A 12072-nucleotide genomic window follows, 5' to 3' on the forward strand; every position below is an offset into this window, starting at 1 on the left:
AGTTGGGCCAGCGCGCCCCGGACCCGCCCGGCGTCGATGCCGGCCTGCTCGGCCAACCGGTCGGGGTCGATCGTCGGATCCCAGGACAGCAGTGCGGAGACGAGGTTGGCGTCGTCGACGACATCGTCACCGGCGAGAGCGGCGAGAGCGGCCCCCTCGCCGGAGAAACCGCGGTACGGCTCGGGGGAGAGGGTCAGCGACAGCCGCAGCGCGCCGGTGTCCAGTTCCCAGACGCTCGGGGCCGGCGCGGCGCCGGGCGCCACTGTGGGTCCGTACACCCGGAGGGTCTTGGCGAAGCGCAGCATCGGTTGCAGCGCGGCCAGCCGACCGGCCCCGGCCAGGCAGACCGCTCCGGCGACGGGTCGCGAGGTCAGCCGCAGGGACCGGCCCGCCGGCACCACCCACAGCACCGACCTGTCGCTGCCCCTGGGGAGTCGGCGCAGGAAGGTGCTGGCCTCGGCCGCCGGCAGCTCCGCCCGGGGCTCGAACCGGGCGGCGAGGACCTGCACCTCGGCGAAGCCGCGCAGCCAACGCACCGGCAGCGGCACCTTCTTCTCCACCACCGCGCCGTCCAGGGTGGAGACGGTGAGGTCGTCGGGGCCGACCGACAGGTGCAGCGGATCCAGACCACCGACCCGGGCCAGCGCCTCGCGCAGCGGAGTGTTCACGTCGACGTTCGTGGTGCCGTGCTCGGACAAATCACCGTCGAGTCCGGCGGGCAGCACGTCGAGCCGCGCGTACACCCCGCAGCAGCCGGAGAAGGATTCGAAGCGGAGCCGGTCGCGGCTGCCGGTGACCACCGGATCCAGGCTGGCCGGGCTGACCGGCCGGTGGTAGCGGGTGCGGGCCACCTCGGCCACGGCCAGCAGCCCCACCGCCGCCGCCTGCCCGGTGGTGAGGAAACCGGCGAAGAAGCGGGGATTCGGCGCGGGACCGCCGCTGGTCTGCAGGGCGAGTGATCGCTGCGCGAGGGTGGAGGGGGCGAGGTACCGGTACGTCTGGACTGCGTTCACGCCGCCGGACGGTAGAGCAACTGACCGACATTCTGATCGCTCGGGCACGGTGACGGCGGCGAATCCCCGCCGGCTCGTCGAGACGGTCTGAGCGTCAGTGCGCCGCGACGGCCATCGCCTCCACCGGCTCCGGCACGGCCAGTTGGCCGGGGCGGACCACCACGAAGAGCACCACAAGTGCGGCGGCCATGCCACCGGCGATCACCAGGGCCATCGCCACGGCGCCGGTGCCGAGCACGCCCACCAGCGGCGCGGCGAGCGCCCCGATGCCGAACTGCACCGCGCCGAGCAGGGCGGAGGCGGTGCCGGCCGCCTCGCCGTGCCGGGTCAGGGCCAGCGCGGGGGCGTTCGGCAGCGCCAGGCCGGCGGCCGCGAGCACCACCCAGAGTGCGGCGAGCAGGGCGGGCAGGCCACCGGTCCCGGTCGCGGCGAGGCCGAGCAGCACCAGACTCGCGGCGGAGCCCACGATCAGGGCGCCCACCAGGATCCGCTGCGGGGACCAGCGGCGCAGCAGGCGTACGTTGCCCTGGGTGGCCGCGATCAGCCCGATCGCCCCGGCACCGAAGGCCAGCCCGAACTGCTGCTCGTCGAGCCCGTACTGTCCCTGTAGGACGAACGACGAGCCGCCCACGTAGGCGAACAGGGCCGCCATGGCCAGCCCGGCGACCAGCACCAGCCCGACGAAGGCGCGGTCACCCAGCAGCGAGCCGTAGAGCCGGACGGTGGGCAGCACTCCGCCGCGCTGGCGCCGCAGCGGTGGCAGCGTCTCCGGCAGGCCCAGCATCGCGATCAGCAGCAGCACTACGCCGAAGACCGCGAGGGCGGCGAACACGCCGCGCCACTGCGTCCACCTCAGCAGTTCGCTGCCGAGGGTCGGCGCGAGGATCGGGGCGGCGCCCATCACGAGCAGCAGCCGGGACAGCAACTGGGCGAAGGCCGAGCCGCTGAACAGGTCGCGGACCACGGCCATGGCGATCACGGCAGCCGCCGCCGCGCCGAGGCCCTGGACCACCCGCAGCGCCCCGAGCACTGCGATGTTCGGGGCGAGGGCGCAGCACACGGAGGCCACGATGTGCAGCGCGGTACCGGCGATGAGCGGCGTCCGCCGGCCGACGGCGTCGGAGAGCGGGCCGATCAGCAGTTGTCCCAGGGCGAGGCCGATCAGGGTGCCGGTGAGCGTCAGTTGGACCGCCGCCGAGGTGGTGTCGAGGTTGTCGACGATCGAGGGCAGCGCCGGAAGGTACATGTCGATGGTCAGCGGGCCCACCGCGATCAGCGAGCCGAGCACGAGGATGAGGCGTACGCGCTGGCGGCGGGTCATCAGGTCACCCGGCATCAGCGAGGCCGGTGGCGCGGGGGCGGTGTCGACGGCGCTCACCGGGTGGTCTCCCGCCGACCGGCGTGCGGGGCGGGACGTGCTGCGATGGTCATATCTGGCTCCAAACCCGCAGCCGCCGGCCTGATTCCCGATCGCCTCCCACGTGCGGCAGCTCACACCGCCACCGACCGGGTGTTGGCCGCGCCCTGCCGAGTGGCGGATCGCCGCCGGTCGGGTTCCTGCGCAACGGCCGGTCGCCGGCCCCAACATCGATGGTGGGACCGGCGACCGGTGGTTTTCCGAGGTGCGGGAGCAGGTCAGGCGGTGTCGGCGGCGGTGCCGGCGGTCACCTCCCGCCGGTTGGCCGGGTAGCGGATGCTCTCCACCATCTCCGAGATCTCCTCCGGCGGCGGCGCGGTCATCTTCGACACCACGATGGTGACGACGAAGTTGACGATCGCACCGATGGTGCCGATGCCCTCCGGGCTGATGTCGAAGATGTGCGGGTTGGCCGCCGTGCCGAACACCGGCAGCGTGTAGATCATGTAGCTGGCGGTGAAGAGTATGCCGGTGACCATGCCGGCCGCCGCGCCCGTGGCGTTACATCGTTTCCAGAAGATGCCGAGCACGATGGCGGGGAAGAAGCTCGCCGCGGCCAGGCCGAAGGCGAAGGCGACCACCTGCGCCACGAACGCCGGCGGGTTGATGCCGGCGTAGATGGAGACCAGCACCGCCAGGCCCATCGCGATCCGACCGGCGAGCAGCCGCTGCTTGTCGGTGGAGTCCCGCTTGACCCGACGGAAGTACAGGTCGTGCGAGAAGGACGACGAGATGACCAGCAGCAGCCCGGCCGCTGTGGACATCGCGGCGGCCATACCGCCGGCCGCCACCAGACCCACGATCGGTGCCGGCAGGCCGGCGATCTCGGGACTGGCCAGCACCAGGATGTCGTTGTTGACGATCAGGTCGGCGCCGGAGGTCGGGCTGTTGCTCACCGAGTTGATCGTCGACGCGCCGTCGCTGACAGTCACCAGACCTGTCGCCGCCCAGTTCTCGATCCAACTGGGCAGCGCGTTCGCGGAGACCCCGTTGACGTCCTGGAGCAGGTTCAGCTTGGTGAAGGCACCCACCGCCGGGGCGGTGGTGTAGAGCAGCGCGATGAAGAACAGCGCCCAGAACGCCGAGTAGCGGGCGCCCCGCACGCTCTTCGTGGTGTAGAACCGGACGATCACGTGCGGTAGACCGGCGGTGCCGATCATCAGCGCCATGGTCACCAGGAACACGTCGATCTGCGGTCGGGCCGCGAACGCCTCGGTGTACTGGTTGAGTCCCATCTCGACGCTTATCGCGTCGAGTTCGGCGAGGATCTGCCCGAACGACACCTGCGGGACCGGAATGCCTGTCATCTGCTGAGCCACCGCGAACGCGGGAATCAGGTAGGCGACGATCAGCACGGTGTACTGCGCCACCTGGGTCCAGGTGATGCCCTTCATGCCGCCGAGCACCGCGTACAAGCCGATGATCACCGCGGCGAGGACGACGCCCTGGGTCACGTCCAGCTTCAGGAACCGGCTGAAGACGATGCCGCCACCGCGCATCTGCCCCACCACGTAGGTGAAGGAGATGATGATCGCGGCCACGGCGGCGATGGTGCGCACGGTCTCGGAGTATCGGTCACCGACGAATTCGGGAACCGTGAACTTGCCCCACTTACGCAGGTAGGGCGCGATCAGCAGGGCCAACAGCACATAGCCGCCGGTCCAGCCCATCAGGTAGATGGTGCCGTCGGATCCCAGGAACGCGATCAGGCCGGCCATCGAGATGAACGACGCTGCCGACATCCAGTCGGCGGCGACGGCCGCACCGTTGGCGATTGTCGGAATGCCCTGGCCGGCGACGTAGAAGCCGGCCGTCTCCTTCACCCGGCTGCGCCAGGCGATGTACAGGTAGACAGCGAACGAGCCGACGATGAAGACGAGGGTCCAGGTCTGGATCTGACTCATTTGCCAGCCCCCTCGGTCTCCTGCTCGTCAACGCCGAACTGGTTGTCGAGTCGATCCATCATCTTCGCGTACACCAGAATCAAAATGACGAAGACGTAGATCGATCCCTGTTGGGCGAACCAGAATCCGAGCGGGAATCCGGCGATGACGATGTTGTTCAACGGTTCGACAAGGAGGATTCCGAAGCCGAACGAAACGGTGAACCAGATGGCGAGCAGGATCACCATGAGCCGCAGGTTGCGGCTCCAGTACTCCTTGCGCCAGCCGTTGTCCGGCGGTGCGGCCGGTGGTGGTGCCGATGGTGGCGGTTCACCGCCACGGGTCTCCTTATCGGGGGTTACCTCGGTCATGTCTGGAGCCTCCTAGTCGGTATGGAACCGGCAGATCCGGCGAGGGGCCTGCGACACGGCGCCTGGTTGGTGGTGACGCGGTGCTGGTGCCGTGGCCGACCCGCCCTCCCGCCTCGCCGTCCCGCTCGACGCGGTTGTGCGGTCGGTCACACCTTTGGCTGGGAAGGGAACGCGACGCGGCCTGGCCGGGCAAGAGGTGATCCGGGCAGGTACGGCATCAGGTCGCTGAACGGTCCGTTGGATCCTGTGAACGGTCGACGGCCCGGGCCGGGGCAGGCAGTCGTACCGTTTTGCGGCTTTTCGCGAGGCTGGGTCGGCCGCCCACCGATCCGGTCCGACCGCTCGCCGATCCGCCCGTCCGGTCAGCGGCGTCGAGCGCATAGCATCCGGAAATGGCCGACACCGCATCCACCGCCGCCCCGGTTCGCCGCCGCATCCTGCACGCCGGCAGCCTCGGCATGATCGTCGGCGGCGTGCTCGCGCTCGTCGGCTCGCTGCTGCCCTGGGTCATCACGCCGTTCGGTTCGCTCTCCGGCGTGGCCGGACCCGGTCTGTGGACGCTGAGCGTGGCGTTCCTCGCCATCGCCGGTGCGTTGCTGCCCAACCGGAAGGTGGCCATCGCACACAGCCTGATCCCCGGGCTCGTCGTCGCCGTCATCGCCGGGTGGCAGGTGGCCCGCCTGATCAGTCTGAGCGCCAGCACCGGCGCGTGGGGGCAACTGATGCCGGGCATCGGTCTGGTCATGGCCGCCGGTGGCGCGGTCGTCCTGATCCGTACCGGCATGCGGCTGGTCACGCTGCGCTGACCGGGATGCCGGACCGGCGGTGTCGAGCCGGCCACCCGAAGATCTGGCCGGCCCGTGAAACCTTCAGGCGCCCGCACGCGTCATCCCGCTGAATCGACAGGGGATCCGCCGCCGCCAGGCGGTTGACCCCGGTGCTGAGCAGCTCGGGAGGAATCGTGTTGCTGGGTAGGTGGCTCGCCGCGGCGGGCCTGGTGGTGCTGACCGGCACCGCCGTAACGGTGTACAGCATGGGTCCGGCCTCCGGCGACGGCCCGGCGGGCGCGACGGCGGGGCGGCCCGCGCCGGCCGGTGACGCGCCGGCGGGTCTGGCCGTGACTGGAGCCCAGTCGTCCGGAGGTGTGCCGGTGGCGGCCACCCCACGGCCGACGGCGGTCGGGGATCCGCTGCTGTCCGGCAAGCGCCGGGTCACCATCGTCCGGGTGGGTGCCTTCGAGTCGGGGCTGGCGTTGCTCGACGGTGGCCGGTTGGCCGAGGTCGACGATGACCAGGGGCGGCAGGTGTTCGTACCGACGCCGGTGGGCTCGAGTCAGTTCCTCATCAAGGCGTACTACGGTGGCGGCACCGGTAAGCCGGTCTGCTGGCAGGTGCACAACCCGGGCGACACCCGGCCGCTGTACGTGCGGGGAGCCACCTGCCGGGCCGGCGACCCTGCCCAACGCTTCGAGATCGTCGCCGTGGCCGGCGGCGGCCCCCGCGAATACCTGATCAGCAACCGGTGGGCGTACCTGCGGGACTCCGCGCGATCCGGGCTGATCATGGAGGAGTTGGGGGATGCCCCGCCGGCGAGTAGCTTCCGGTTCAACGACACCGGGCCGGCACCCCGACGGTGAGGCGCGGTGACGCCCCCGGTCCCGGCCCGGGGGCGTCCGTCCGCCGTCCGCCGGGACCACGACCAGCAGCGACAGTACGGGTGGGAACGTGAGTGAAACGCGACGCTGAGGAGTTCGACGCCTTCTACACGGCGTCGGCGCAGCGGGTGCTGGGCCACCTGTCCGCCATGGTCGGCAGCCGGGCCGAGGCGGAGGACGCGGTCGCGGAGGCGTACGCCAGGGCCTGGGACCGGTGGGCGTCGGTACGGGAGTGCGACAGCCCGGAGGCATGGGTCCGCCGGGTCGCGTACCGGATCGCCGTCAGTGCCTGGCGCAAGACGGTGAACCGGCTGCGTGCCCACCGCCGGGAGGTGGCCGGCCAGCACGACGAGACGACCTCTGTCGATCACGTGGCGGTGGTGTCGGCGCTGCGCCGCATCTCCGCCGAGCAGCGGCGCGTGGTGGTGCTGCACCACCTGGTGGGGTTGAGCGTGACCGAGATCGCGACGGAGATCGACAGCAACGTGAACACCGTCAAGACGCGGCTCGCCCGGGGACGCCGGGCGTTGGCCGTTCACCTGAGCGACGGCGGGTACGAGACCACCGGCGCAGGAGGCAGAAATGGGTCCTGAGCCGAATCTCGACGAGGCCCTGCGTGCGTTGGCCGGACACGGCCGGCAGGGAAAGGTACCGCCGGCAGTCGACATCCGAGGCCGGGGCGACGCCCGCCGTCGCCGTCGCCGGGCCGCCTCCGCCGCGCTGGGCGTCGTACTCGTCGGTCTGCTCGGTGCCGGCGCGGTCCTGGCGCGCCCCTCCGGTGGCCCGGACTCCCTGCCGGTCGGGCCGGCCGGCCCGACGGCCGCGCCGGCCACCGGGCCGGCCAGTCCCGACCCGGCCGCGACGTCCGGGCCGCCGGACGGCGCTTCGGGCGGCGACCCGCTGCTGTCGGGACTGCGGCAGGTGACGATCGTCAGGGCCGCCGAGCAGAGTGGCGGGCTGTCGCTGCTCGACGACGACCGCCTCGCCGAGGTCGACGGCGACGAGGGCCGCCAGCTCTTCGTGATCACCCCTCAGGGTCCAGACATCTATCTGATCCGGGCCGCCGAACGGGGTGACGAACCGACAGACGCCTGTTGGGAGGTGCGGTCCTCGGGGAGCCAGCCGCTGCGGGTGGTCGCAGCCGCCTGCGCGCCGGAGGAGCCGAGACAGCAGTTCACAGTCGTCCGGGACGGCCAACGCGGCGGCCAGCCCACGTACGCGATCAGCAGCAACTCGGCCTACCTGCAGAACTCGCCGACCCGTGGCCTGATCGTCGAGGAACTGGGCGACGCCACGCTGACCACGCGTTTCCGCCTCGTCGACAACGGCCCCGCCCCGCAGTGACCGCCCCACCTCCGCCGATCATGCAGTTGTGGCACCAGAAATGTAGCGAATGCACCACTTTGGTAGGTGCCATAACTGCATGATCGCGCGAGGTCGCATGGTCGGGCAGGTGGCCGGGTACCGGCTGCGGGTGGGTATGGAGAAGGCCGAGCGTGCAGAGTCCCGTCGGCTCGTGGCGGACTTCAGGCGGTGGGGTCGGCTCGCCGAGGACGTGCGGAACCGGCGCCGGGCTGTCCGGCAGGAGGCGAGCGCCGCCGAAGGGGCCATGTGGGACCGCAGCGTGGTGGTCGAGCGCTCCGGTCGGGCCGCGTGGCGCGTGCTCGCGTTGCGGGAGAACGACAGCGACGTCGTCCGGCGACTCCGGCAGCGGGCGGCGCTTCCCGCGACGACAGTCGCCGACGACGCCCTGCTGCGCCTGCTCGCCGAGGACGCCCCCCGCGCCGTCGCCGACCTCGCACCGATGCTCGACGTACGCCGCTACCTCGCCGGGCCGGCCAGGAAGCAGTCGGCGGCCACCGCCGCGACGTTCCTACGTGACCGGTACGCGGAGGTGATCGCTGCTGGCAGCCCCAAACGTCTGGCGTACCTCGGCGTCCCCGCCGCGTCGCTCGATCCGGCCCGGTCCCGCATCGAGGATCTGCTCGACCCGGCTCTCCGTTTCGCCCTGCTCGCCGAGCGCACGCCTCCGGAGCGGGAACCGACCGAGCGGACGAGTCCAGAGCGAGGACCGGCCGAGCGGACGAGTCCAGAGCCGGAGCTGGTGGACCGGTCGGTGTTCGCGGGCCTGCCGGCGGCCCTGGCCACCATCGACAAGGTGGTGGCCGGCGAGGCCGCCTACCGCGCGGCGGCCCGCGAAGCGGGTGAGCAGGTCAGACAGGCCGAGGCGCAACGGATCCTGCGGGACATGCCGGTGGAGGCGTTGCGGACCGTCACCCGTGACCGGTTCCGACTCGGGCCGCTCACCGACGCGGGCATCGACACGGTGCAGGACGTGCTGCGCGTCGGCGCCTCCCTTCCGGCGCTTCCGGGTGTCGGGGAGACCTCGGCCCGTCGCCTGCTCGGCGCGGCCCGCACCCTCTGGCAGACCACGTACGAGGACACGTCGGTCCGCATCGACGTCGAGCACCGCCATCCGGAGACCACGCAGCTGCTGCGTCGCCTCGCCGAGTGGGACGCGTACCGGCGTACCCGTGGTGCGGCGGCAGACCTCGAACGCGCCGCCGAACTCGCGCCGCTGGGCAGCGCCATCGACCGGAGGACCCGCCACCTGCTCGTGGTGCCGACCAGAGGGCTCACCGTCACCGACCTGCGCGAGAGCGTCGAGCTCGTCATCCGGCGAGCCGAGCTGCTCCGGGGGTCGCCGGCCTCGGGTCGGCGGAGCGGTCGCGTCGATCCGTGGGACGACTTCCGCGCCCGGCCGGCCGACTACTTCGCCATGCTCGCCGAGCTGGGCTTCGCCGCCGACGACAGGCCCGCGACGCACGGCGACTTGCCGGACGAGATCATCCAGGCGGTACGCGACCAGGCGCTCGACGGTGACCACCTGACCGCGTCGCTGCGCGGTTACCAGAGCTTCGCCGCGCGCTTCGCCCTCGTCCAACGCAAGATCATTATCGGGGACGAGATGGGCCTCGGTAAGACAGTCGAGGCGCTGGCCGTCCTGGCCCACCTGCGCAGCAGGGGACGCACCCACTTCCTGGTGGTGTGTCCCGCCGCCGTGGTGACCAACTGGGTCCGCGAGATCAGCGGCAAGTCGAGGCTGCGTCCACACCGGGTGCACGGCCCGGACCGCGACGCCGCAGCCCGCACCTGGCTGCGGGACGGGGGCGTGGCGGTCACCACCTACGAGACCCTCGCCTGGTGGGCGCCGGAACTGCGGGAGTTCCCCGACCTCGCCTGTGTCGTCGTCGACGAGGCCCACTACATCAAGAACCCGCAGGCGCAGCGGACGATCAGGACGAAGGAGATCGTCGCGCGTGCCGAACGGGCCATCCTGCTCACCGGCACGCCACTGGAGAACAGGGTCGACGAGTTCCGCAACCTCGCCTCGTACGTGCGCCCCGATCTCACAGTCGACGCCACCGACCTGTCACCCGCGCGGTTCCGGCGGCAGATCGCACCGGCGTACCTGCGCCGCAACCAGGACGACGTCCTCGACGAGCTGCCCGAACTCATCGAGGTCGAGGAGTGGCTGCCGATGTCCTCGACGGACACCACGGCTTACCGCGCGGCGGTCGAACGGGGAAACTTCATGGAGATGCGCCAGGTCGCCATGCTCCAGGCGGCCGAGTCCACAAAGCTGCAGCGACTCGTCGAGATCGTCCGGGAAGCGGCCGAGAACGAGCGCCGCGTCATCGTGTTCTCCCACTTCAGGGCGGTCCTCGACCGGGTCGCCGAGGCCCTTCCCGAGCCGGTGTTCGGGCCGCTCACCGGATCGGTGCCCGCCAACCGACGTCAGCAGCTGGTCGACGAGTTCTCCGCCGCCCGCCACGGGGCCGTCCTGGTGGCCCAGATCGTGGCCGGTGGCGTCGGGCTGAACATCCAGTCCGCGTCCGTCGTGGTCATCTGTGAACCTCAGCTCAAGCCGACCACCGAGGCGCAGGCCGTCGCCCGGGCGCACCGGATGGGACAGGTCCAGTCGGTGCAGGTCCACCGGCTGCTCTCCGAGGACGGCGTCGACAAGCGGATCACCGAACTGCTGGCCGGCAAGCGACGCATCTTCGACGACTTCGCCCGGGTCAGCGACATGGCCGAGTCGAGTCCCGAGGCGGTGGACCTGTCCGAGGCCGAACTCGTCCGCGAGGTCCTCGCCGCCGAGCGCCACCGCCTGCTCGACCCGGCACCCGGGCTCCCGCCCCAGCACGCGCCTTCGTAACCCACGTCGCCGAACCGTGGCAGTAAAGGTGTCAGCCGGCCGGCGTGTCGGCTACCGCGACTGCCACGGATCGGGAGTGCCACCGCCCCCGGTCCAGCGGGTCTGCTTGAGGGTGGTGAGGAGGTCGCGGGCGGCGGTGGCAACGGCACAGTCGGTGACGCGGCAGATCGGGCAGCGGCCGTCGGAGCCGGGTTGGTGATCACGCAGGGTCCAGCGGGCGGTCAGGGTGAGCCGGTTGAGGATCTGGGCGAGGGTGAGGATCGGGGCGGTCATGCGCGGGTCACCCCGAGGGTGGCGGCCAGCGCGACGATCGTGGCGGGAGCGCCCGGATGGCGGACCGTGGCGGCGAGCACGTTCCGGGCGGCGGGCCGGTGGCGTAGTTCGGCAGGTGCGGTCCGGTCGGCCTCCAGCAGCACCCGGGCCGCGTTCACCGGGTCGGCAACCTGAAGGTACGCACGCCCGGCGTCGATCAGATGAGCCGCCCGATGCTCCGGTGGCAGCCATCGCCAGCCGACCCGCCCGACAGCCTTCTCGTGTCGGACGATCGCCTCGTCCGGCGTACCCAGATCGATCGCGACAGCGACCCGGGCGAGCGCCACGGCCGTCGGTCCGAAGCTGGTGTGATGATGATCGTTGCCGTCGCCGACCTCGGCGGCGAGATCGGCGGCCTCGTCGACGCGGGTGGCGGCCCGATCGTCACCGTGCCGGGCCGCCGCGAGCGCCGCCTGCACGAGCAGCGCCCCGCAGAGCGACAACCGCGCCACGTCGAGGTCGGCCCGGCCGATCCGGTACGCCGCCGCCAGCGTCGCCCGGCCCGCCTCCCGCGCCCGACCGGCCGCCCGCAACACCTGGCCGAGCTGCACCGTGGCGGCGGCCACCAGCAGCGGATCACCTGTCGCGACCGTCATCGCCCGGTCGGCGGCGAGCCAGGCCAGCTCGGACTCGTCAAGCTTGACCAGCAGCGACGCGGTCACCCGGTAGGCCTCCACAAGCGACACCCGGCCCACCTCCGGATCATGCGCGTGCCCGCGCTGCGCTCCGACCAGCAACTCCGGCAGCAGGCCGATAAGCGCCGGATACCGCGCGTGCTGAAAACTGGTCCAGGCATGCGCGACGCCGCGTGCCAGCCGAGCACCGTCCGGCGCGTCCCGGCGCGCCGCCGGCCGATCCAGAGCAATGTCGTACGCGGACAGTGCCGCCCGGATCACCTCATCGCCCTCGACCCTGGTGGTCGCCTCAGCAGGTCGACTGTCCTGGCCGAGCAGCAACCCCTGATCGATCCGCAGCGCGGCGGCGATGTCCCGCAGCGTGGAGACCTTGTCCAGGGCGCGTACCCCCCGCTCGACCTTGTCGACCCAGCTCTTGGACTTGCCGAGCCGGTCGGCGAACACCTGCTGCGACATCCGCCGCCGCGCCCGCCAGTACGCCACCCGCCGCCCGATCGGCACCGAGTCCCTCATCGTCACCCCCCTGAGCAGGCACTGTGTGCCCTCGATCAGCATTCAGTGATCGGAT

The 12072-nt window shown here is 71.5% G+C and carries 11 protein-coding genes; 5 read left to right on the forward strand and 6 right to left on the reverse strand.

Annotated features, from left to right (window positions below):
* The 4 genes from Van01_RS04835 to Van01_RS04850 form a co-directional block, all read right to left on the reverse strand.
* Window positions 1-1013: SWIM zinc finger family protein (locus Van01_RS04835; protein WP_204000662.1), on the reverse strand; the 1013-nt coding region annotated here is incomplete at its 3' end.
* A 94-nt stretch (window positions 1014-1107) separates the two neighbouring features.
* On the reverse strand, window positions 1108-2334 hold the full coding sequence (locus tag Van01_RS04840; protein WP_204001921.1) for a multidrug effflux MFS transporter: 1227 nt from the start codon (window positions 2332-2334) through the stop codon (window positions 1108-1110).
* A 314-nt stretch (window positions 2335-2648) separates the two neighbouring features.
* Window positions 2649-4334 (reverse strand): sodium:solute symporter family protein, encoded by a 1686-nt coding sequence (locus tag Van01_RS04845; protein ID WP_204000665.1) that lies wholly within the window; start codon window positions 4332-4334, stop codon window positions 2649-2651.
* Window positions 4331-4684: a DUF4212 domain-containing protein gene (locus tag Van01_RS04850; RefSeq protein WP_204000668.1), complete on the reverse strand. Its 354-nt coding sequence runs from the start codon at window positions 4682-4684 to the stop codon at window positions 4331-4333. The genes Van01_RS04845 and Van01_RS04850 overlap by 4 nt, the downstream gene beginning before the upstream one ends.
* 392 nt (window positions 4685-5076) lie before the next feature.
* Here Van01_RS04850 and Van01_RS04855 point away from each other — a divergent pair, with 392 nt between their 5' ends.
* The 5 genes from Van01_RS04855 to Van01_RS04875 all read left to right on the forward strand — a co-directional run bounded on the left by Van01_RS04855 (window position 5077) and on the right by Van01_RS04875 (window position 10557).
* Window positions 5077-5490: a hypothetical protein gene (locus Van01_RS04855; protein ID WP_204000670.1), complete on the forward strand. Its 414-nt coding sequence runs from the start codon at window positions 5077-5079 to the stop codon at window positions 5488-5490.
* A gap of 155 nt (window positions 5491-5645) precedes the next feature.
* Window positions 5646-6320, forward strand: coding sequence for a hypothetical protein (locus Van01_RS04860; protein ID WP_239098853.1), 675 nt, complete (start codon window positions 5646-5648; stop codon window positions 6318-6320).
* A gap of 92 nt (window positions 6321-6412) precedes the next feature.
* On the forward strand, window positions 6413-6931 hold the full coding sequence (locus Van01_RS04865) for a sigma-70 family RNA polymerase sigma factor (protein ID WP_204000673.1): 519 nt from the start codon (window positions 6413-6415) through the stop codon (window positions 6929-6931).
* Window positions 6921-7682, forward strand: coding sequence for a hypothetical protein (locus Van01_RS04870; RefSeq protein WP_204000686.1), 762 nt, complete (start codon window positions 6921-6923; stop codon window positions 7680-7682). The genes Van01_RS04865 and Van01_RS04870 overlap by 11 nt, the downstream gene beginning before the upstream one ends.
* Before the next feature lie 79 nt (window positions 7683-7761).
* Window positions 7762-10557, forward strand: coding sequence for a DEAD/DEAH box helicase (locus Van01_RS04875; protein ID WP_239098854.1), 2796 nt, complete (start codon window positions 7762-7764; stop codon window positions 10555-10557).
* A gap of 51 nt (window positions 10558-10608) precedes the next feature.
* Here the strand turns inward: Van01_RS04875 and Van01_RS04880 are convergent, their stop codons facing one another.
* Together Van01_RS04880 and Van01_RS04885 are read right to left on the reverse strand one after the other, a co-directional pair.
* Window positions 10609-10830 (reverse strand): hypothetical protein, encoded by a 222-nt coding sequence (locus Van01_RS04880; protein ID WP_204000688.1) that lies wholly within the window; start codon window positions 10828-10830, stop codon window positions 10609-10611.
* Window positions 10827-12017, reverse strand: coding sequence for a helix-turn-helix domain-containing protein (locus tag Van01_RS04885; protein ID WP_239098855.1), 1191 nt, complete (start codon window positions 12015-12017; stop codon window positions 10827-10829). Before Van01_RS04885 ends, Van01_RS04880 begins: the two co-directional genes overlap by 4 nt.
* Window positions 12018-12072 lie beyond the last annotated feature (55 nt).

Source organism: Micromonospora andamanensis (assembly GCF_016863495.1).
Lineage (GTDB): Bacteria > Actinomycetota > Actinomycetes > Mycobacteriales > Micromonosporaceae > Micromonospora > Micromonospora andamanensis.

Bases quoted from the DNA above. Each gene is read 5' to 3' on its own strand.
- Van01_RS04840 (WP_204001921.1), bottom strand. From the start codon at position 2,334: ATGACCCGCCGCCAGCGCGTACGCCTCATCCTCGTGCTCGGCTCGCTG.
- Van01_RS04845 (WP_204000665.1), bottom strand. From the start codon at position 4,334: ATGAGTCAGATCCAGACCTGGACCCTCGTCTTCATCGTCGGCTCGTTC.
- Van01_RS04850 (WP_204000668.1), bottom strand. From the start codon at position 4,684: ATGACCGAGGTAACCCCCGATAAGGAGACCCGTGGCGGTGAACCGCCA.
- Van01_RS04855 (WP_204000670.1), top strand. From the start codon at position 5,077: ATGGCCGACACCGCATCCACCGCCGCCCCGGTTCGCCGCCGCATCCTG.
- Van01_RS04870 (WP_204000686.1), top strand. From the start codon at position 6,921: ATGGGTCCTGAGCCGAATCTCGACGAGGCCCTGCGTGCGTTGGCCGGA.
- Van01_RS04875 (WP_239098854.1), top strand. From the start codon at position 7,762: ATGATCGCGCGAGGTCGCATGGTCGGGCAGGTGGCCGGGTACCGGCTG.
- Van01_RS04880 (WP_204000688.1), bottom strand. From the start codon at position 10,830: ATGACCGCCCCGATCCTCACCCTCGCCCAGATCCTCAACCGGCTCACC.
- Van01_RS04885 (WP_239098855.1), bottom strand. From the start codon at position 12,017: ATGAGGGACTCGGTGCCGATCGGGCGGCGGGTGGCGTACTGGCGGGCG.